This window comes from Kamptonema formosum PCC 6407, assembly GCF_000332155.1.
Classification (GTDB): domain Bacteria; phylum Cyanobacteriota; class Cyanobacteriia; order Cyanobacteriales; family Microcoleaceae; genus Kamptonema; species Kamptonema formosum.
Genome location: NZ_KB235903.1, coordinates 1,831,328 through 1,851,646, shown reverse-complemented (window position 1 = coordinate 1,851,646; position 20,319 = coordinate 1,831,328). Strand labels below are relative to the sequence as shown.

Here is a 20,319-nt window from a genome sequence, read left to right as displayed (position 1 = left end):
TTTTTTATCTCTTAAAACTAGACTCGGTGAGGCGCAAACAGTTAGCGATCGCTATTCACACCGAATTTCTTTCACTCCTGAATCTAAAATCTCAAAAACTCTAAACTCTATGAGGCCTAATCACATAAGGTGCTGCCACAACAGGAGGTTGTGGTGATGCGCTAGAGGCCGAGCTGTGGTATACTCCAGACCAAACAGCCAAGAGGTTAGCTGCTAATTCCATAATTTCCCCTATACTTACCGTACCCCAAAGTAAAGGCGATCGATCCGAATTCTCACGCCCTGCTTCAGAATTTGTTTCTAATGCGACTCGCCATTCTACAGGAATGCTGACAGCGCCATTATAAGCTCCCGACAGGGCCCCCACCAAACTGCAAGTGAGCTGGGGTTCTACTCCCATCTGCGCTGCGCGGATAACTGCTAAGCGCAAATTTTCTGGGGTACTCAGAAAGCAGTAAAAAGCTAAGGCAATCGGAAGAAAAAATGAAGGACTGACAAACTTGGCTTCTAAGCTTCCCTCTGTTACCTCTTGCCTCTGTGCATCGACTGCACTTTTACAAAGCTGAGTCTGAGCTGCCTCTAAACTAGCATTCTGCTCTAATAATATCTGTACTTTTAGCAGTAAAGTTGCTAACGGCATATCTACCCCAAGATAGGTAAGGGTTTCGGGAATTAAGACGGAGGGGTGGAGTTTTTCTTTAAGCGCACGCGAGATCGCGTATCCTACGCTTAAAGTCCCTACTGCTACATCTTGTTCAATTTGGCTGGGTGCTTGCCAAACCCCAGCTACTTGTTCTAGCTTTTCTCGTAGTTTAGCTTTATTTTCATGAAAAAACATCGCTACTGGTAAAGTAGCAACTGCTGCTGCTGAAGGCTGAAGAATCAAAGATGAAGGGTGAAGGGCTAAGGGTGAAGTTAAATTTTGTCTCGGTAATATGTCTAGTGCCGATCTGCCAGCCTTTGGATCGTCTGGTGAAGAGTTAACTTTTGTAAATTCTGAGTTAGAAACTCCAACCCAAATGTCCCTCCAGTCTTTTAAATCTAAACCTCTCATCTGTATCAAGCTTTTACCCCAGAGGTAAGCAAGATAAGCGCTGCTAGCAGATGCTCTATTGTTAAGCTGGAAGTCACGGTTGAGGGAGTTTATTTCAACTCGTGTCGCACCCAGCCGGAAATTTGGCAATTTTATCTTGTTTGAACTGCGGTTAAAATCTTCATTCCGATCGCTACAACTTAATATTTGCCTTTGGTATTCAATGCCTAATAATTCCCCTAATGCTGCACCTAGTAGCACACCTTGAAACTTATTTAACAGGGAGTAACGCATTTCAGTTAGCCCTCTTGTTCCCTTCTTTTCTAGCCCCTAGCCCCTAGCCCCTAGCCCCTCTTTTCAAGTGATGAACCAAAGCTTGTAACCCCAAACGGTAACTATCCGCGCCAAAACCGCTGATTTGACCAATCGCCACCGCCGCAATAAACGAATGGTGTCTAAAAAGCTCGCGGCGGTAAATGTTACTCAGATGAACTTCTACCGCAGGAACATTAACGGCAGCGATCGCGTCTCGGATTGCTACGCTGGTATGGGTATAAGCTCCAGCATTAATCAGCAGACCTTGGTGTTGCCCTAGCATTGACTGAATTGCATCCACCAAAACGCCTTCATGATTGGACTGCTGGATAGAAATTTTAACCTGGAGGGCTTGCGCTTCTTCCTCTAACAACTGGTTGATGTCATCTAAAGTTGCACTGCCATAAACTCCAGGTTCTCGCTGACCCAATAGATTGAGATTGGGGCCGTGCAACACCAGGATATTTAACAATTCCAACAATTCCAGCGAAATTAATTTTTATTTCTGATTTTTGATTTGGGATGTCACAGAGAGCTGAATCCTTTTGCCAATCTCAAATCCACTGCGGTTATCTGGGACGCTTTGGTTCGTTGACTGGAATGGGAATAAGTTCGGGTTCTGGTTGAGTGTCTGGGCTCAGCAGAGCTTCTATGAGCTTGCGAATCCATTCCGTGATTTCTTCCAGTACCTTTTCAATTTCCTCCATTGAACAGATAGCTCCTTTTTTTCAGGCTAATTTGCTGGACTAACGGCTAAATTTCTGAATTCAGGCAAGCAAAAAGTTGAAACCAACCGTCGAGCTTGTCTTCTCTGGGTACTTTGCTGTGGGCAACGGAGAGAAATCAGTTGATTTACCAATCAGTCTTATTATTTAATAATAACGAATGTTTACAAATAATCAAGAGGTTAAGGAAAAGGAGTTTGGAGTTTTGAGTTGGAAATTGCCCCAATCCCCGATCTCCCTCTTCCCATGTTGTCGGTTGCGATGTAAAGTGGCTTGTCCGTTAGAAGGGGCGATCGCGCGATCCCTCAGATCGCCTTAACCCTTGTGTTAGCGCAATGGATTAGTGCTAGGAGAGATAAGGGAGATGAGGGAGATGGACTGGGTAATTTACTTAAACGCAGCTAGCAATTCCTTAAACATCAGCTTCACCAACCGGGCGATCGCGCCTAACAAGCTAAAGCCTCCGATCTGACAGAAATTGACCGCGCCGCTAGTATCGCCCCTTGAGGGGTGGGAGTCTCAACTCTCGAATCTTTTTCTGCGGGTTAGCAGTCTGACTCGGTTTAATTGGCTCATCTGTAGCAATCTTTTCAGAGCATCCCCAGCAATGACTCAGGCGATCGCTCCGATTGGGAAAGCTAGGAGCGATCGCACAACCAACAACCAACAACTAACAACTAACAACTAACAACTAACAACTAACAACTAACAACTAACAACTAACAACTAACAACTAACAACTAACAACTACTAAATGCTCTACAAAATTGTTCATATCACTACTTATAGTTACAGCCGATTTGTTGATCTAGAGCCTCATACAGTGAGGTTGCGAGCCCGCTCTTGCGGTTTTCAGTCCCTACGGGCTTTTTCCTTAGAAGTAACTCCCGAAGCAGCCGGAGTTTCTGAGGTACTAGATTGGGAAGGAAATAATACTATTAAGCTGTGGTTTACACAGCCTACAAACCAACTCAGTATTAAAATTACCTCTGAAGTCGAAACCCACTGTACAAATCCCTTTAATTACCTAGTAGAGCCTTGGGCAATGCAGTTGCCAATTACAGATTATCCAGCACCAGTGCTGGCTCAGCTTGCGCCATATTTACAACCTATTAGTAGCCCCGTAATAATGGAGTTAGCACAAGAGATTTGGCAAGCAACAAATGGTCAAACGGTTAACTTTCTCAGCGAACTTAACCAGCGAATTTATCAAAATTGCGAGCAGACAGTTAGGGAAACTGGCGATCCGTTTCCGGCCGGAATTACCTGGAATCAAAAGTTAGGTTCCTGCCGCGATATGGCAATTATTTTTATCGAAGCTTGTCGCGCTGTTGGGCTAGCTGCAAGATTTGTCAGCGGCTATCAGGAAGGAGTTCCTGAGCAAGAAGAACGGCATCTCCATGCTTGGGCCGAAGTATATTTACCGGGTGCTGGTTGGCTGGGATACGATCCTACACAGGGTTTGGTAGTTAGCGATCGCCATATTGTCCTAGCTGCTAGTGCCATCCCTCGCTACGCCGCCCCTATTTCTGGTAACTTTAGAGGTGCTGGTGTTACGTCGGATATTCAATACACTTTGTCCATTCAAATTATCAGTTAAATTCCCCCTCAGTTCGACAACTTTTGGGTTTTTTGGAGTTAAAAATGATAACAGGACTTACGCAATCGAAATAAAAATCAAGAGTGACAATTGCTCGATCGGATTGGCAATAACACAATTATATTGCTTTTGCGTAAGTCCTAACTAACGATCGCAATGCTTGTTCATCCCAAATTTCAAGAGCGGGTTTTATTCCTCATCTAAGTGTGACGTATCTAAGTGAGCTATATCTGTGTGTCCTGCATCTGCGATCGCCTTCGGACATGACCAATTACTCGAAAGCAAAGATGGCCATCCCATCCGCAACGCCTCATGACAAACTGTATGAATTGTTAACTGACAGTCCAACAAATGCAAACCGGACTTTTCAGACTGCTTCATGCCAATTTTTAAGATCGAGTCATTGGTGAACTCAATAGTCTTGTTACACTGAACGCAGACAAGGTGATGGTGGTGGTGTGGGTAAGGCTGATTTATTTCATAATGTTTGTGACCTTCTGCCAGTTCCAGTTCTCGCAGCAAACCCATCCTTGCCATTAACTTCAGAGTTCGGTAAATAGTGGACAGACTGATCCGTTCCCCTCGATTTTGTAGCACATTGTAAAGATCCTCCGCACTCAGGTGATTGCCCTTTGGCAAATTTTGAAAGACGTGCAAAATAGTCTCCCGCTGAGGAGTCATCCGCCAGCCTTTGTCGTTGAGTTCGGATTTAAATGATGTCGCTGTGTAAAGTACCATAGTCAGCTTTTCAAAAAAGTCTTCCTATTGACAATCATACACAAGAATTCTATATTTTTTCAAGTATTAAAGATTATTGAGAATCAATAGCGATTAGATTATTAGCATTAATTAAAAAAAAATCAATAAACGGGGAAGAAGGGGCTAGGGGCTAGGGACTAGGGACTAGGGAAATAAAGAGAAGAGAGAGGTAGAGGTTAAAAGAAATCAAGAATTTTCTTCTTCTCTTACCCTATTTTCTATTTCCTAACCCCTTTCTTCCCCTAGTCCCTAGCCCCTAGTCCCTAGCCCCTTCTTCCCTAGCCCCTAGCCCCTAGTCCCTAGCCCCTTCTTCCCTAGCTATACTAAGTCAAAGACTCTAAATAGTCCCGTACTCGGTTGCGGCGCTTGGGCTGGCGCAACTTTTGCAAAGCTTTAGCTTCAATTTGGCGGACTCGTTCTCGCGACAAGTCAAGAGCTCGACCAATTTCTGCCAGAGAGTAGGGATGTCCATCTCCCAAACCAAACCGCATCAAGATCACATCTCGTTCCCGACTGGTTAAATCGGCTAGAAGTTGCTGCAAGTCGCGGTGTAAAGCCTCCCGCATCAGCAGTTCTTCTGGAGAAACGCTATCGGCATCGTCGAGCAAATCTCCTAACTCAGTATCCTTCTCATTGCCTACTTTAGTTTCCAGGGAAACAGAACGTGGAACTCTGAGTAATACTTCTCGCACTTGGGGTGCAGTCATGCCTAACTCAGCGGCGATATCTTCAATACTTGCCGTCCGGCCTTTTTCTTGAGAGATTTTACGTTGGGCTTTCTTGATTTTGTTAAGCTTTTCTGTGATGTGGACGGGGAGGCGAATAGTGCGGCTTTGGGTTGCGATCGCTCGCGTAATTCCTTGACGAATCCACCAGTAGGCATAGGTGCTGAAGCGATAGCCCCGTGTTGGATCGAACTTTTCAACTGCCCTCTCCAGGCCCAAAGTACCTTCTTGGATTAAATCTAAAAGTTCTAAGCCCCGATTTTGATACTTTTTCGCAACAGATACCACCAGTCGCAAGTTAGCTTGGATCATGTGATCCTTGGCTTGGATGCCTTCAGTAATCATTTGATCTAAAGCTTCTAGTGTCACACCTGCCAACTCAGCCCAGCGGCGCTTGCCTTCAGCCATGATCCGCTTCAATTCGGATACCTCAGCGACACCTGCTAATGCAGCCCACCGTTCTAGGGAGGGGCGGTGGCCCAACTGAGCAGCCAAGCGATCGCGTGCTTCAATTAACTCAACATAACGACGAATTAGCCCTTCCTCCTGCTCTGCTGCGGTATTTCGCAACTCTAGCAGCCTGATGTAGCGTTGGACTTTTTGGGCTTCAGAGACTTCTTCATCTCGACCTAATAAACGAACCCGACCGATTTCTTGAAGGTACAAGCGCACTAAATCAGTAGTGCGGCGGCTGGCAGTGTTGTTGAATTTAGCTGTGTCTCCATCCAAGACCTCTATCTCATCTTCTTGGAGGTCTTCCACGGCTTGTTCGGCATCGCCCTCCACTACGTCGGGTTGCAAGGAATGCCCTTGCAGTTGCTCGTCGTATTCGGCTTCAGCGTAAAAAGAGGTGGGTGGCATAGTGATTCTCTCAGTTGCTCCGGGTAACAAGATGCTGCGCTTAGCGGCGGTTTGTTTAAATATGATGCCCCCTGTCTTAAGACGAAGCATCACCGCTATTAGTTCCGTTTCCCGCTTTGCGGACATCCGTGCTGCGATCTGTTAGGTTTCAGGCCCGGGCAATGTTTGAGAACATTAGCGGGATTAGCCAGCGACTCTAGCATTGAACAGCCAGGTTGTCTGTAAAGAGGGTTATGCTTCTCTATTTGCTAGCTAGTATAGGGAAAATATCAGCTACTAGGGGGTGACTTTCGTCAGAAGCTAAGATAATCTTCATCACCATTGATGTTGGTTCCCGATCACTTCCCCAATTCCACCTAAATCTTTACAAAACTTTATTAATTGCCCACATTCGCTACGTAAGTCTCAATTCAAGTGTTTAATTTTTAATTTTTAATTTTTAATTTTCTGGCGGGGATAAAGCTGCATCAAAGCTCTAACTTGCTCAGCATGATAGGAACTGCGGGTGAGAGGAGAAGCCACAACTTGCAAAAATCCCAAGGACTCGCCAAACTCCCTCCAAGCGGCAAACTGTTCTGGCGGTACAAAAGTTTCGACATTTAAGTGTTTTTGCGTGGGTTGCAGATATTGCCCGATAGTTAAAATATCGCAATCAACCGATCGCAAGTCCTGCATCGTTTCCCGAATTTCCGCGTCAGTTTCCCCCAATCCCACCATCATGCCCGATTTAGTGTAAACCCAAGGCGCGATCGCCCGGCTGCGCTTCAATAATTCCATTGTCCGCTCATATTTCCCTTGGGGACGCACTCGGCGGTAAAGTCGATTAACTGTTTCTGTATTGTGGTTGAGCACGTCTGGTTGTGCTTCCAGAATTGCTTCTAAAGCTTGCCAATTGGCGCACAAGTCTGGGATTAAGACTTCTATCGTAGTTTGCGGCATTACCTCTCGCACGGCTTGAATGCACTGCCTAAACTGCGATGCACCACCGTCTGGTAAGTCATCTCGGTTGACGGAGGTAATCACAACGTGGTTGAGTTTGAGCCGCAATACCGCCTCTGCCAGCCTTTCTGGTTCAGTTATATCAAGCGGTTTGGGCTTTTTCTCGAAGTCGATGTCGCAATAGGGACAGGCGCGGGTACAGGCGGGGCCCATAATTAGAAAAGTAGCCGTGCCAGAGTTGAAGCACTCGCCGATGTTGGGACAGGATGCTTCTTCGCAAACGGTATTGAGGGCTAAATCCCGCAGAATTTCTTTAACATTGCCGACTCGTTCCCACTGGGGGGCTTTGACTCGCAACCACTCTGGCTTAACTGTCACGACTGCCTCTATGTGCTGAAGTGTTAGAAATTATTATAATACAACGGATGGGGTTTGGCATCTGAGTTTACTGGTCTAGTTGTAGGTGCGGTTAGTCCTAAGATTTTGGGCGTGATGGGTTGGCCTGTGGCGATCGCGCGTGCTAGAATTTTTACATAACTCAATTCGGGATGTAGCGCAGCTTGGTAGCGCACCTCGTTCGGGACGAGGGGGTCGCAGGTTCAAATCCTGTCATCCCGATTATTTACAATAACATAGCCCTGATATTCTTTGCGATCTTTGTTTAATCTATAAAGTATGCCGCCAAGTACTAAAAACCTATGAAACTTAAAGTCATAATTCACGAAGCAGAAGAAGGAGGATTTTGGGCCGAAGTTCCTGCTATTCCTGGTTGTGCTACTCAGGGAGAAACCTTTGAGGAATTACTTCAAAACCTTTATGAAGCCATAGAAGGATGTTTATCAGTCGATATTGAATCAGTGGAGATGAATGATAGAGACAGAATTCTGGAGATTGCCGTATGAAGTCCATGTCAGGCAAACAGTTAGCGAAACTGTTAGAAGATGCTGGCTGGATTTTATTAAGAGTTCAAGGTAGCCATCACATTTACGGCAAATCTGGGATAAGTGTGCGAATTTCCGTTCCCATTCATGGTAATAAATCTCTAAAAATAGGTTTACTCCATAATCTACTGAAAAGGGCTGGTTTTTCAGAAATTCTGACAACTGAAAGTAGCGATGCCGAACAGTCAAATTTTGAGGATATTGATAAATCCAATGAAGATACTGCAAAGGATTAAAATTGCTGTGAGTGGCGATCGCACTCCATAGCTAACTGAATATTAAACAGCTTTAGCTACCAACAGCGGAATCTCAATTATAAACTCCGCTCCCTCTCCTGGTGTAGAAATACACTTTAACTTTCCCCTATGTTTTTGAGTGATAATGCTGTGGGAAATTGATAGCCCTAAACCCGTACCCTGGCCGACAGACTTCGTAGTAAAGAAAGGGTCAAACAAACGCGGCTGCAATGCCAAAGGTATGCCGGGGCCATTATCGGCAATCCCAATTAATACTGTATTACTATTACTAACTTCCGTACTAATTCTAATTGTAGGCGCACTAAAATTTTCCTTCGTTATTTTCCCTGAATTGCCTTCTTCCAAAGCATCAATAGCATTCATTATAATGTACATTAACACCTGATTTAGTTGCCCTGCATAACACTCAACAAGTGGGAGTTTACCGTATTCTTTAATCACATGAATTTCAACACGAGAACCGTATTTTTTTAAACGACTATCCAAAATCATTAAAATATTATCAATACTTTCATGAAGGTCACTCGCTTTGATGTCGGCTTCATCAAGACGGGCAAAGTTCCGCAAAGAATAGACAATGTTGCGAATTCGCTCCGCTCCTGCTTGCATAGAAACTAGCAGTCTAGGCAAGTCTTCCTTGATAAAATTTAAGTCAATATCTTCTATTGCCTCTTCAATTCGTGGGGCGGGATGGGGATAGCTTTGCTGATAAACTTCCATCAAGGTTAGGACATCAATAAAATATTTTGAGGCGTGGGGTAAATTACCGTAAATGAAACTCACAGGATTATTGATTTCATGGGCAATACCAGCAACTAAACTGCCCAGCGAAGACATTCTTCCGGTTTCAACCAGTTGAGTTTGAGTTTGTTTAAGTTCGTCCAAAGCTTCCTCTAATTGCAGTGCTTTTTGGGTCAACTTTTGAGAAGTTAGCTCCAATTCTTTATTGGCCTTCAGCAGACGCTCTTGAGCTTTTGTCCGCTCAATACGAACTCCCAAAATGCGGCAAGCAGCTAGGATTAAATCTTGTTGATTGCTGTCTTTAATGGGCGGGAAATTGTGCGAATTTAAAGTTAGCACGCCTATAACATTCCCATCTGTAGCCGAAATCGGAAAAATACCAATCCTGTTAATTTCGGGTTGACCAAATGTCGCGACAGAATTTGGATTACTAGCATAGTCTTTGACAAATATTGGTTCGCCAGTTTTTACTACTTGCCACAGCATCCCTTCGCTATTAAGGATGTCATGGTTTATTTCTTGGTCTATTTCTTGGGGTTTGCGGTAGGCGGCAACCAATTCAGCAGACAGATCGTTACCAACAGGACAAGCATGAGAACTTTCATCAATGCTGTTAATTACTTTGACATCTCCATAAGTAGAGTTTGTAGTTTCAACGAGGTGTTGGATAGCAAATTCGGCGATCTCATTTAAGTCAGTGGAAGTTTGTAAGCGTTCAGTCAAACCTAGTAAAAAAGAAAGACGCTCAACTTCAGATTCTAATTGGTAGTGACTGGTTACATCTACTAGCAAACCATTCCAGAAAATATTTCCGTTTGCTTGGCGGGAAGGTTGAGCATCCCACTGAATCCATTTAGTCTGTCCTGAAGATAAGATAAACCTCCCCGCCCATTTCCATGATTGCAAATTACAGGCGGCGATCGCTATAGAATTGTGAAAATCATCTATGTCTTCTGGGTGAATCATCGCCAGCAGAGTTTCTGTATCCAATTCCATCTCCCAAGCATCCAGCTCAAAAAATTCGCCAAAACTAGGAGTTAAGAATAAGAAACTTAGCGAACCGTCTTGACGGAGTAAGAATTGATACATCAATCCCGCCATACTTGACAACTGCCACTGCGATTTAGTACGGAAATGATACATAGATCCTGGTATTTCGTAGCATTTGTGGCGGTGTTGCGTAGGCGTTTCCTGCCTTTGGCATCGCTCATGTGAAGACGCTTGACCCAGGAAGGCTGATGGTGTCATAAATTTACAGGTTAGCAAAAATCCGTTACTCACAGACCTCGACACGATTGACCCAAGAAGGCTGATGGTGTCATAAATTTACAGGGCGACCTAACTCGGAAGATTTTGCTTGATTCAACAAGAAGGTAAGCTAAAAGTAAATTGCAAATAGGTTTTATACAGTCATAAAACAATAAGACTATGCAAACAGTTAAGGCTGCTTAGCGTAAAATAGTACGATTATAGTAACTATTTTTAAGTTTTAGCTCATATTTAATAATTTTTAACTCTATCTAGAGGTTGAATACTTAGAAGGTTGAGTTCGTTTAAAAATCACAATGTAATGTAAAGCAGCGCCGATTCAGATTTTAACTGTTAAAAAAATATAAATTATATCTCACTTAAGTTACTTTGATGATATGACCAGTTTCAACTCTCATAAACCAATACTATACTTCTGTAGATAGATGGGCTAGGATTTTAATATGTTTAAATTTCTAGTTGACAAGAGATTTTAACACCAACCCTGAGTTTAGAGGAAGTTCTCATGTATCAAAGTGGCGAAGTTTTTGGCTCCTGCACTCGCTGTGAAACCCTGCCGAGCAAAATTGAAGGCAGCGGCGGATTATACTTGTGGTTTCCTGTAGGGCATACACTAAATAAGGTTTTTTCTGTTTTGCAAAAAGCTGGACTTAAGTCCCAATTTCTAGAAGATGAAAAATGTTTATACATATTCCTAGAAAAAGAGCGAGTGGAAACTTTTAGTTCCCTAGTGTCAGCTAAACTTACGCCTAAAGAATTGAAAGAAACGCAAGTTTTGTGGATAGCGGGAGATACTAAACCAGAATTTAGCGATTTTTCCCGCATGACTTCACTGCATAACTTCACTAGCCTCAAACAGTCGGACTGGCTGCTGGATTTGTTAGCGGCGGAGAGAATTACCAGTCATTTTCAGCCTATTGTTTATACTTCGGATACTTCTAAAATTTTTGCACAAGAGGCATTACTCAGAGGTTTTGACAAGGAGGGAAATTTAATTTTTCCGGGTCGCATTTTCTCTCAGGCGGAGTCCGCAGGTATGGTTTTTCAACTAGACGCTTTAGCTAGGACTTGTGCGATTCGGGAAGCAAGCCATCATGGAATTAAAGAGTTAATTTTTATCAATTTCTCTCCTACTTCTGTTTACGATCCAACTACGTGCTTGCGAATGACTGTGCGTGCCATTGATGAAGCCGGGATTCCTCACGATAACATTGTTTTTGAAGTAGCAGAATCGGAACAGCCGCCGGATCTTGCTCATTTGATTAAGATTCTGAAATTTTATCAAGAAGCAGGGTTTTTAATTGCACTTGATGATTTTGGGGCTGGATATTCTAACTTGAATTTAATTCATCAGTTACGCCCGGATTTTGTGAAGTTGGATATGGACTTGATTCGCAACGTACATCAAGACTCTTACAAAGCTCTAATTACTGAAAAACTATTGGAAATTGCGAATCATTTGAATATTAGAACTGTGGCGGAAGGGGTGGAATCTTTAGAGGAATTGCAGTGGGTGGGGGAAAGGGGGGCAACTTTTGTTCAAGGTTATTTAATTGCGAAACCAACTGCTCCACCTGTGACAACTACGCCCTACTTTGAGATTAAATCTCTGTCGGTAGTGGATTAGGTTGCGCTGCCCAAATTCTCTCTGCATCCGCCCCTTCAGACTTTGAAATTCAAGGAAAATCAATCAAGGGAGGTGATATTAAACTCCTATGTACCTCCGTATATAGCTTTCTAGAGATTCCATTTTCATGTTGAAAATAAACTCTAAACTTTCGATTTCTGCGGGTGTGCAGAAAAATTCGTTAGCCAGCAATACTCGCAAAGTGCTTAAGCTTTTTTGAGCTTGGGGATTTAATAAACCCACTGCTCCCCGCAGACCATCGAACACAAATAGAGGTGGGTTAATTACTACAGGTTCGCGATTGAAAAGCCGCCCGAAAATACGAGCAATGTCTTCTCGTGTGAGAATATCAGGCCCTCCTACTGGGAAGATTTGGTTGCGAGCTTCGGGAATATTTACGGAGTCTACGGCAATTTTTGCTAAGTCGTCGGTACTGACAATGGATGTGCGATTTTTGGGGTCGCCTATCAATAAATAAACTCCCGTTTGCCGAAATTGTTCGGCTAGGGGGATTAAATTTGAAGCAAAACCAGCAGGTCGCAAAATTGTGTAATTTAATCCACTAGCTTGCAGGTATTTTTCTACTTCACGCTTGGCTTTAAATACTGTAGAGTCTTCATATCCTCGGTCTACTCCGAGTACGGAAATGAAGACAAAGTGTTCAACGCCAGCATCTTTGGCGCGGTCAATTAATTCAATGTTAGCACGGTAATGTATTGCTTGAGCATCGCTACCTGCACCATGCGTGCTAATGACGTATTTAACGTTTTGGCAAGCTTTTTGAATGTCTTTGTCTTGCTTGAGGTCGCCGATGAAAATTTCAGCGCCTCGGTTTTCTAGTTCTGAGTAGCGAGATGTGAGGCGAACAAATGCTCGCGTTGCTATTTCTCTTTCTCTCAGCAGCCGTACAATTCGGCGGCCTAGTCCGCCTGTTGCTCCAGTAATTAGAAACATGATAATTAGTTGTGAGTTGTCAGCGGTTACAAATCTTTATAACTCATATTTCAAATTTCGACAATGACGGGAGCATGGTCGCTGGGTTTGGTTAATTGTCTAGGGGTTTTATCAATTGTGCAGCTTTTGGCGCGATCGCACAGACTCAAGCTGAGATAATGGTGGTCAATGCGCCATCCCCTATTGTGACGGAAACCACCCGTGCGATAGTCCCACCAGCTAAAATGGCCGCCTTCATCGGTAAATATGCGAAAAGCGTCGCTGAAGCCTAATGCGACGATTTCCTGTAAGGCTTGGCGTTCTGCTGGTGAAGCCATGATTTGATTCTTAAAGGCTTTAGGGTTGTGAATATCGCGATCGTCGGGAGCAATATTAAAATCGCCACAAACACATAAATTAGGGGATTTGTCAATAATGATTTTGAGATATTCTTGTAGTAGTTTCAGCCAATTAAGTTTGTAGTTATATTTCTCGCTACCAACTTCTGAACCGTTGGGAATATATAGATTAACAATCCGAATATCGGCAATGATACCTGTAATTAAGCGTTTTTGCTCGTCAAATTCCCCTACAATATCAGTGCCAAGGATGGGTGCAAATCCGGTGCTAATATCTGTCATTGGTAAGCGGCTGAAAATAGCTACACCATTGTAGGATTTTTGACCAGAAATGTAGAAATTATAGCCGATGTCGAGAAATGGCTGTAGCGGAAAATCTTGGTCTATAACTTTTGTTTCTTGTAGGCAAAGAACATCTACGGGATTTGCTTGCAACCACTCTAAAACCTGTTCGAGACGGCTACGAATTGAATTAACATTCCAAGTGGCAATTTTCATTTGGTAATTGGTAATTGGTAATTGGTAACTGTCAACTGTTAACTGTTAACTGTTAACAGTTGACAGTTATGCAGGTTTCGCCTCAATGACACTTACTGGCCCTTTTGTTTCTATCATATTCGTCACTTTAAATCCGGCGGAGGAAACTAAATTATAAAATTCATCCTTTGTTCGCATAAAAGTACCGCCGATCACAAACAAAGTTAGACTACCCATACCAATAAATGGCGACATTTTGCCTTCAGGCAACATAAAATCAACAATCATCAGCCTGTCTTTAGCTGTCATAGCTTGATAGCAGCTTTTAAGAATTGTAATAGCATGACTATCATCCCAATTGAGAAGAACACGAGAGAGTAAGTAAAGATCGCCACCAGAGGGAACCGCATCAAAAAAGCTACCTCCAACTATTTGACACCTATCTGCAACTCCCGCCACTTCCAAAACCGGACTCGCATCGACAACAACATCTTCGCGATCGAACAAGATAGCTTGCATCTTCGGATTCGCCTTCAGAATAATAGCTGTTAACGTTCCAATGCCTCCTCCCACATCCACAAGTTTCTTAACTTCTGAAAAATCATAAGCTTCAATCACCGGAAGTAGCCACTCTCTTGTCGTCTCCTTCATCCACTCATTGAAATTTACTGCCGCCTCAGAATTCTGCTGCAAATAGCTATAAAAACTCATCTTAAAAGTATGTTCAAAAGCTGTTTCTCCAGTTTTTATACCGTATAGTAAATTACCCCATCCTTGATATAGTTCATCACCCATTGCCATCACCGTACCTCGTAAAGAATCAGAAGTACCAGTCAACAGATGTTTTCCCAAAGAATTTAAGCGAAACTTGTTATTCTCTTCCAGAGAAAACACACCAACACTTACTAGCATACGCATCAGGTGATAAATACCCTGAGAATTTAGACCAGCAGCTTTCGCAAGTTCATCAGCAGTCTTAGAACCGTCACTCAGAATATCTGCAATTTCCAGTTTAGCCGCTACAAAAAGAGCCTGAGATATTTTAAAGCCATACATCATTTCTAGTAGCAATGAGGATGAGTTTTCGTCTTCAGGTTGGGCATTCTCTGTATATAAAGTCATGGGATATCCTTGGAAAGTTATTTATTTAGTAACTAGAAAGGCACTAAAGAGCGTGTTGTCTGGCGATTCGCTAGCAGATAACCTGCTTGGCTTTCGTTGCTGAATTGCTATAAATTCATCTATAAATTCGTAGTCTTTCTCGCTGTTTTATGCACAGGAATAGCAATCGCGTGCGGTTTCCTCTTCGCTGCAAATAACCCAAAAAAGTCGTGCAGCAAAATATAAAAACAGGGAATAATAAACAGAGTCAATACCGTTGCCAGAGACAAACCAGAAAACACCACCACCCCTAGCGGTTGCAGAAACTCCGAACCATCGCCAATCCCCAAAGCTAAAGGAAATAAACCTAAAACTGTGGTAATTGTCGTCATCATAATCGGGCGTAAACGTTGAGGTGCGGCCCTGACAATTGCTGTTTTTCGGTCAACTCCTTCTTCTTCCCGAATTTGGTTTGCCAATTCCACCATCAGAATAGCATTATTCACCACGATTCCCACCAACAAAATCGCACCTACAATTACCGTCGCCCCAATCGCAGTTTTAGTTACATAAAGCCCTAAAATCCCCCCAGCCAAAGACAGCGGGACTGTTAACATAATCACTAACGGATCGACTAGAGAATTGTACTGTACGGCCATCACTACAAATACTAAAAAAGCCGCTAACCCACCCAATATTTTTAGGGAAGATTGCAATTCCTGATTAGTTTCAGCCGCCGAACTCGGTACAACTTGTACTCCTGGGGGTAACTTCAATTCACTTACCACTGCATCTACTTGCTGTAAAGCTTCACCTAAACTTGCACCCTTATTCAAATTACCAACAATTAAGAAAACTTGGCGCTGATTCAGGCGTTGAACTTCCCCAGGGGCTTTACCTAGATTGATAGTCGCCACATCACTCAATCTAATTACATTATTATTGCTGCCAAATAAGGGAATATAACTTAGTTCTGATACTGATTTGACAGAGTTGCGATCGAATTGTACCCGCACATCTATTAACCGATTTCCCCGCTGTAACTGAGTAGGAACTGCACCTTGAATTGCTGTCTGAATTGACTCTCCAATTTCTCTAGCACTAAATCCGTAAGTCGCCAATCTTTCCCAGTCAGGGCGGATTTGTACCTCCGGTTGTTGAGGGTCGCCATCAGGTCTAAACCTGACTAATTTAACCTTTTCCTCAAAGGTTTTTAATATTTGCCGCCCTGTTTGTTGCAATATTTCTGGATTTTCGCCTTGAAGAATTAAGTCAACTTCACCACCCCGCACGGGAGAATTAGTCAGAATTAAACCGCGCACGTTTTCTGGTGCTAAACGTAGGCGAGTATCAACTAATTTCAGTTTATTTAATTCCTGAGTCATGCGCTCAACAAAATCGGCAACGTTCGTTCCTGGCTTCAGTGTAATTGTACTGCTTCCCCTGAGTAAATTTTCAACGGTATTGTTACCAAAAAGTAGCCCTCCCGCTGTTGTTAAAGTATACAAAGTTTCTGGCTGCTTGCTCAGAAGTTCATCCACAGTCTTCATTACTTTTTCGTTAGTTTCCAAGTTTGTACCCGCTGGAAACTGAGCAAATAATCTAGCTTGACCAGTATTAATTCTGGGTAAAATTTCTTGGGGAATTTGACCCACCATCTGCAAACTACTGAAACCCAAAATAACAATAGCAAGTACAATTATTATTAACCGCCACCGCAGAATTGCTCCTAAAAATCTGCCGTAGCCTAATGTAGCGCTGTGGAAGGCTCGATTAAATGCCCGCAAGGCCCAAAATTTGCCCACACCGCTGGAAAATCTCACGGCTAATAGGCGAGAAGTCATCATCGGGACAATTGTTAAACCGACAATTAAAGAAGCAGCTACGGCGAAAGTAATTGTCAGAATTAACTCGTTGAAAAGTAAGGAGATAAAGCCTCCTATTAGCAAAAATGGGAGGACGGCAACTAAGTTGGTAGCAGTAGAGGCAAATAAAGCTGATTCGAGTTCTTGACTACTTTTTTCGGCTGCATCAAGTATGCTTGTTCTTTTGCCGTTAGTTGTTTTGCTTTTATTTTTATTAACTCCCTCAACTATATTTTCTAGCATCACAATTGAGTTGTCTACGACAATCCCAACACCCAAGGCTAAACCGCCTAAACTGAAGATGTTAATAGACAGGTGAAACAGTCCCATCAGAATAATAGCCGTGAGTGTGGCTAGGGGAATTGCCAGGACAATAATTAGGGTCTGTCGTAGAGAACCCAGGAAAAGTAACACGGCAATACCAGCTAAGACAGATCCGCTTAAACCTGAAAACAATACATTGGAAATAGAATCGCGGATAAATCTTGATTCATCCAGGGTAGTTGTAATTGTCATGTCGGGGGTAATTACCCCCGACTTTCTCAACTCTTCGAGGCGCTTTTTAATACCATCTACAACTGTGATGGTATTGGCATCTGGCTGCTTCTGAATGCTGATTTTTACTGCGGGTGTCTGATTGAGAAATACTTTAACTCGTTCTTCTTCAGTACCGTCTATGACTTCGGCAAAGTCGCGGATATAAACTCGTTTGGGGGGATTAGAACCTGCGATTTGGAAGGAAAGATCGCGGATTTCACTGGCATTTTGAAAGCGCCCTATTGTCCGCGTTAAGGGTTCGCCGGATTCTTGTTGTAGTCTACCGCCGGAGGTGTCTTGGTTGCGGTCTTGTAGGGTGGAGAGTACGTCAGAAACGTTGACTCCCAAGGCTTGTAGGCGGTTTAAGTCGAGGTTAACTTGGATTTCTTCTTGTACGCCGCCGGAAACGTCAACGGCGGCTAAGCCTGGTATGACGTTGAGCTCGCGCGCGAGTTCTTCGTCAGCAAATACGCGCAAATCGACTCCCCGCAAGGAGTCTGAGGTGAGGCCAAATTCGTAAACTGGCTGCTGGGAGGGGTCAACTTTAAATAATCTGGGGGCTTCGACTGTATCTGGAAGTTGGTTGCGGATGCGGTTGACGGCGGCGGTTGCGTCGTTGAGGGCTTGGTCGATGTTTCCTCCTGGTTTGAAGAATAAATCGACGCTAACTTGGCCTTCGCGGGTACGGGAGAAGACTTGGGTGACTCCTTCGGTGGCTGAGAGTCCTTGTTCTAGGGGGCGGGTGATTTCGTCAACTGCTACTTCTGGGGAGATTCCGGGGGCCTCAAGGCGCACGCCGATGCGGGGATAGGTGATGGATGGGAGGAGATCGACGGGGAGTTGAGTGATGTAAAATAGACCCACGACGGCGATCGCGAGGGTGAGCATGATTGTCCCGATATGGCGGCGAATTGCGATCGCGCTGATGCTTAATCCAGTTTTGTCAGTCGCCATCTGTCAAAATTCCTCAGTGATTGTTGACTTTTCACTACGATTAAATAACTTAACCATTTTGGATGTAGTGGGGTTTTAGCGATCGCACCCCAACTACATACTCCCGATTAAATTATTTAATTTTATCAACCGCCTTGATGGTTAGGAGGTTATTGCTGAAACTCCTGGTGTTATTGCATTTTCGTTCTTCCGTCTTCGGTCTTCCGTCTGCCTTCAGAGATATTAATACTTAATCTTACTGAACTTGGCTGCCGTGCGATCGCGGATCTGCTGTGCTAGCTTTGGAAGGAGTTACTGGTGGTTTAAAACTGGAAACTTGACCTGTAGCTTCCGCGTAGGGTAACGCTTTACCAGCAATTAAAGCTTCTAAATTAGATTCCATTATATTGCGTGGGGCTTCGCCTATAGTCTGAGCGATCGCCTCTCCTCGATCGCTCAAAAATACAAAGTGGGGAATGCCATCCACTCTGTATTTGAGCACCTCTGGCAACCATTTGTTATTATCTACATTCAACATCGCAAAATTTATGCGATCGCTGTATTTTTCCTTAACTTCGCTCATATCCTTTGCCATCGCCTGACAGCTACCACACCAATTGGCATAAAATTCTACCAGAGTCGGCTTACCGTTGCTGACAGCAACTTCTAGCGGTGTCGATGCTTCTGCCATCTCCGTTAGAGCATTTGATGGTGTTTCGATTTGCAGTCCCAAGAACAGGGAAATCCCCAATGCGATCGCTGCCAAAACAATCAATAAGTTTCTCAGCCGTTTTGCTGTGTTCGATTCCAACTTCTGACTTGCAGCCGTAGGGGTTGATTCTTGTGAATTAGGACTCATTGAAGTATTGCAATTTTAATTGTGCTTTTTTTAACAGTAATAGAGATTGCTTAAGTTGATTAAGTTTCTCCCTTAAGAGTGTACCATAATTTGGGGACAATTTGTACCTCAGCAACAAACAATAGAAAAACCTCTGAATTGTCATATTAATTAAGTTCCGATCCAGTCTGAAATGCGGTAAAACAGAAGTAGAGACAGATTAATTGTGAATTATAGAGGACATAGAGCGTGAAAAAACGGGTAACGCTGACCTTTCCCCAACGCTCAATCCGTATGCCCGTCACCTATCGACTGGCAAAGGATTTTAATGTGGCTGCCAATATTATCCGAGCTCAGGTAGCCCCAAATCAAATAGGCAAACTCGTGCTAGAGTTGGCCGGAGATATCGACCAGTTGGACGCAGCTATAGACTGGATGCGATCGCAGAATATTACCGTATCCCTCGCCAGTCGAGAAATACTAATTGACGAAGACATCTGCGTACACTGTGGGCTCTGTACCGGCGTTTGTCCCACAGAAGCCTTGACCTTAGACAAAGAAACATTTAAACTAACCTTTACGCGATCGCGCTGTATCGTTTGCGAACAGTGCATTCCTACCTGTCCTGTTCAGGCTATTTCCACCAACCTTTAGAGGTTAATCTTGGTGACTCAAAAGCCGTGAAGAAACTTCCTTGGAGTTCTCTAGCAATACTTTTTGTTACTTATAGCACCTTTGGCTGGAATTTATCCAAATCTGATGCTCACCTAGCAGTTTGGTTTTTAGCTGTAGTTGCCATCTTCCTGTTATGTGGGGTATTAACTGCTCCCCTAAACCATGCAAAAAGATTAATGTTTAGATGGTTTAGAACTGATGTCGGGGCTTTTATTTCCATCATTACTACTGCTTTTTTTGCAGTAGTAGTTGTCGCATGGCTGCACCTTTTTGCCACCGGTTTAATCCTACTTTCCGCAGGATCTTTAGCTAGACTCGATATTCAGACATCCGGTTTTCAAAAGTGGCAGGCTTTCTGGATTTTGACAGTTGTTTCTCTTATTGGATTGGGATTTGGAGGGGCAGCAAAGCTATACTTTTAAAAGGGCTAATGGCTAATGGCTAATGGCTAATGGCTAATGGCTAATTGCTAATGGCTAATTGCTAATTGAAGAGAAATTAATTCTCATGGGAATCCTGAAAAGTTATGCAATAGTGATAAGAGAAAAAAAGCAGCCTGCGAAGCTGCCAACAAAAATTGCATGAGGTATTACTAACAAGCTATAGCAAGTGTAGTTTTGTAAAGGCTACGTTACATTTTTTGATACGCTGCAATCTGTTTGGAATGGACACTCTGAAAATCGTCACAATGAGCGATCGTATTCAGGGTAGATTTACCGAGAATTAAAGAAGCGTTTAACTGTCCTTGCGCCCTACAGCCTTTCAGCGGTGGGGCCCTTTTGTTGGGAAGGGCGGGGGAGTGGGGGAGC

18 protein-coding genes and 1 tRNA gene are annotated in these 20,319 nt (G+C 43.5%); 7 read left to right on the top strand and 12 right to left on the bottom strand.

The window, feature by feature from the left end:
* Nucleotides 1–100: 100 nt before the first annotated feature.
* From OSCIL6407_RS0113055 to OSCIL6407_RS36215, 3 genes are all read right to left on the bottom strand, one after another.
* Entirely contained in the window at nt 101–1,327 is a 1,227-nt protein-coding gene (locus OSCIL6407_RS0113055; RefSeq protein WP_007357685.1) for an ADP-ribosylglycohydrolase family protein, read from the bottom strand.
* Between the two features lie 43 nt (nt 1,328–1,370).
* Nucleotides 1,371–1,820 (bottom strand): type II 3-dehydroquinate dehydratase, encoded by a 450-nt coding sequence (gene aroQ, locus OSCIL6407_RS0113050; protein ID WP_234708816.1) that lies wholly within the window; start codon nt 1,818–1,820, stop codon nt 1,371–1,373.
* A gap of 97 nt (nt 1,821–1,917) precedes the next feature.
* Entirely contained in the window at nt 1,918–2,055 is a 138-nt protein-coding gene (locus tag OSCIL6407_RS36215; RefSeq protein ID WP_007357683.1) for a hypothetical protein, read from the bottom strand.
* Nucleotides 2,056–2,827: 772 nt separating this feature from the next.
* Here OSCIL6407_RS36215 and OSCIL6407_RS0113040 point away from each other — a divergent pair.
* Nucleotides 2,828–3,673, top strand: coding sequence for a transglutaminase family protein (locus tag OSCIL6407_RS0113040; protein ID WP_007357682.1), 846 nt, complete (start codon nt 2,828–2,830; stop codon nt 3,671–3,673).
* Between the two features lie 189 nt (nt 3,674–3,862).
* Here OSCIL6407_RS0113040 and OSCIL6407_RS0113035 read toward each other — a convergent pair whose 3' ends face one another.
* The 3 genes from OSCIL6407_RS0113035 to lipA form a co-directional block, all read right to left on the bottom strand.
* Nucleotides 3,863–4,411, bottom strand: a complete 549-nt coding sequence (locus OSCIL6407_RS0113035) for a transcriptional repressor (protein WP_007357681.1) — start codon at nt 4,409–4,411, stop codon at nt 3,863–3,865.
* Between the two features lie 344 nt (nt 4,412–4,755).
* The gene (gene sigC, locus OSCIL6407_RS0113030) at nt 4,756–6,018 is read right to left on the bottom strand and encodes an RNA polymerase sigma factor SigC (RefSeq protein ID WP_026103731.1); all 1,263 of its coding nucleotides are present in this window, start codon (nt 6,016–6,018) and stop codon (nt 4,756–4,758) included.
* Between the two features lie 432 nt (nt 6,019–6,450).
* Complete coding sequence (lipA, locus tag OSCIL6407_RS0113025; RefSeq protein WP_007357679.1) at nt 6,451–7,335, bottom strand: lipoyl synthase; 885 nt, start codon at nt 7,333–7,335, stop codon at nt 6,451–6,453.
* 166 nt (nt 7,336–7,501) lie between these two features.
* On the opposite strand from lipA, the gene OSCIL6407_RS0113015 reads away from it, so the two are divergent.
* The 3 genes from OSCIL6407_RS0113015 to OSCIL6407_RS0113005 all read left to right on the top strand — a co-directional run bounded on the left by OSCIL6407_RS0113015 (nt 7,502) and on the right by OSCIL6407_RS0113005 (nt 8,134).
* Nucleotides 7,502–7,575: transfer RNA gene (locus OSCIL6407_RS0113015), tRNA-Pro, on the top strand.
* An 80-nt stretch (nt 7,576–7,655) separates the two neighbouring features.
* On the top strand, nt 7,656–7,859 hold the full coding sequence (locus OSCIL6407_RS0113010) for a type II toxin-antitoxin system HicB family antitoxin (protein ID WP_007357677.1): 204 nt from the start codon (nt 7,656–7,658) through the stop codon (nt 7,857–7,859).
* A complete protein-coding gene (locus tag OSCIL6407_RS0113005; protein ID WP_007357676.1) occupies nt 7,856–8,134 on the top strand; it encodes a type II toxin-antitoxin system HicA family toxin in 279 nt (92 codons plus the stop codon). The genes OSCIL6407_RS0113010 and OSCIL6407_RS0113005 overlap by 4 nt, the downstream gene beginning before the upstream one ends.
* 42 nt (nt 8,135–8,176) lie before the next feature.
* On the opposite strand, the gene OSCIL6407_RS0113000 is transcribed toward OSCIL6407_RS0113005, so the two are convergent.
* Nucleotides 8,177–10,144, bottom strand: coding sequence for a GAF domain-containing sensor histidine kinase (locus OSCIL6407_RS0113000; protein WP_234708815.1), 1,968 nt, complete (start codon nt 10,142–10,144; stop codon nt 8,177–8,179).
* Between the two features lie 526 nt (nt 10,145–10,670).
* On the opposite strand from OSCIL6407_RS0113000, the gene OSCIL6407_RS0112995 reads away from it, so the two are divergent.
* Entirely contained in the window at nt 10,671–11,792 is a 1,122-nt protein-coding gene (locus OSCIL6407_RS0112995; RefSeq protein ID WP_007357674.1) for an EAL domain-containing protein, read from the top strand.
* Between the two features lie 78 nt (nt 11,793–11,870).
* Here OSCIL6407_RS0112995 and OSCIL6407_RS0112990 read toward each other — a convergent pair whose 3' ends face one another.
* From OSCIL6407_RS0112990 to OSCIL6407_RS0112970, 5 genes are all read right to left on the bottom strand, one after another.
* Nucleotides 11,871–12,746, bottom strand: a complete 876-nt coding sequence (locus tag OSCIL6407_RS0112990; RefSeq protein ID WP_007357673.1) for an SDR family oxidoreductase — start codon at nt 12,744–12,746, stop codon at nt 11,871–11,873.
* 50 nt (nt 12,747–12,796) lie between these two features.
* Nucleotides 12,797–13,582 (bottom strand): exodeoxyribonuclease III, encoded by a 786-nt coding sequence (gene xth, locus OSCIL6407_RS0112985; protein ID WP_007357672.1) that lies wholly within the window; start codon nt 13,580–13,582, stop codon nt 12,797–12,799.
* A 66-nt stretch (nt 13,583–13,648) separates the two neighbouring features.
* Complete coding sequence (locus OSCIL6407_RS0112980) at nt 13,649–14,683, bottom strand: methyltransferase (protein WP_007357671.1); 1,035 nt, start codon at nt 14,681–14,683, stop codon at nt 13,649–13,651.
* A 119-nt stretch (nt 14,684–14,802) separates the two neighbouring features.
* Nucleotides 14,803–18,018 (bottom strand): efflux RND transporter permease subunit, encoded by a 3,216-nt coding sequence (locus OSCIL6407_RS0112975; RefSeq protein ID WP_007357670.1) that lies wholly within the window; start codon nt 18,016–18,018, stop codon nt 14,803–14,805.
* A gap of 235 nt (nt 18,019–18,253) precedes the next feature.
* Nucleotides 18,254–18,856, bottom strand: coding sequence for a thioredoxin family protein (locus OSCIL6407_RS0112970; protein WP_007357669.1), 603 nt, complete (start codon nt 18,854–18,856; stop codon nt 18,254–18,256).
* A gap of 228 nt (nt 18,857–19,084) precedes the next feature.
* On the opposite strand from OSCIL6407_RS0112970, the gene OSCIL6407_RS0112965 reads away from it, so the two are divergent.
* A complete protein-coding gene (locus OSCIL6407_RS0112965) occupies nt 19,085–19,489 on the top strand; it encodes an NIL domain-containing protein (protein ID WP_007357668.1) in 405 nt (134 codons plus the stop codon).
* Nucleotides 19,490–19,515: 26 nt separating this feature from the next.
* Nucleotides 19,516–19,932, top strand: a complete 417-nt coding sequence (locus OSCIL6407_RS0112960) for a hypothetical protein (protein ID WP_019487305.1) — start codon at nt 19,516–19,518, stop codon at nt 19,930–19,932.
* Nucleotides 19,933–20,319 lie beyond the last annotated feature (387 nt).

Coding starts and splice junctions, on each gene's coding strand:
- OSCIL6407_RS0113055 (WP_007357685.1), bottom strand. CDS start 1,327: ATGCGTTACTCCCTGTTAAATAAGTTTCAAGGTGTGCTACTAGGTGCA.
- OSCIL6407_RS36215 (WP_007357683.1), bottom strand. CDS start 2,055: ATGGAGGAAATTGAAAAGGTACTGGAAGAAATCACGGAATGGATTCGC.
- OSCIL6407_RS0113040 (WP_007357682.1), top strand. CDS start 2,828: ATGCTCTACAAAATTGTTCATATCACTACTTATAGTTACAGCCGATTT.
- OSCIL6407_RS0113035 (WP_007357681.1), bottom strand. CDS start 4,411: ATGGTACTTTACACAGCGACATCATTTAAATCCGAACTCAACGACAAA.
- sigC (WP_026103731.1), bottom strand. CDS start 6,018: ATGCCACCCACCTCTTTTTACGCTGAAGCCGAATACGACGAGCAACTG.
- OSCIL6407_RS0113010 (WP_007357677.1), top strand. CDS start 7,656: ATGAAACTTAAAGTCATAATTCACGAAGCAGAAGAAGGAGGATTTTGG.
- OSCIL6407_RS0113005 (WP_007357676.1), top strand. CDS start 7,856: ATGAAGTCCATGTCAGGCAAACAGTTAGCGAAACTGTTAGAAGATGCT.
- OSCIL6407_RS0113000 (WP_234708815.1), bottom strand. CDS start 10,144: ATGACACCATCAGCCTTCCTGGGTCAAGCGTCTTCACATGAGCGATGC.
- OSCIL6407_RS0112995 (WP_007357674.1), top strand. CDS start 10,671: ATGTATCAAAGTGGCGAAGTTTTTGGCTCCTGCACTCGCTGTGAAACC.
- OSCIL6407_RS0112990 (WP_007357673.1), bottom strand. CDS start 12,746: ATGTTTCTAATTACTGGAGCAACAGGCGGACTAGGCCGCCGAATTGTA.
- xth (WP_007357672.1), bottom strand. CDS start 13,582: ATGAAAATTGCCACTTGGAATGTTAATTCAATTCGTAGCCGTCTCGAA.
- OSCIL6407_RS0112980 (WP_007357671.1), bottom strand. CDS start 14,683: ATGACTTTATATACAGAGAATGCCCAACCTGAAGACGAAAACTCATCC.
- OSCIL6407_RS0112975 (WP_007357670.1), bottom strand. CDS start 18,018: ATGGCGACTGACAAAACTGGATTAAGCATCAGCGCGATCGCAATTCGC.
- OSCIL6407_RS0112970 (WP_007357669.1), bottom strand. CDS start 18,856: ATGAGTCCTAATTCACAAGAATCAACCCCTACGGCTGCAAGTCAGAAG.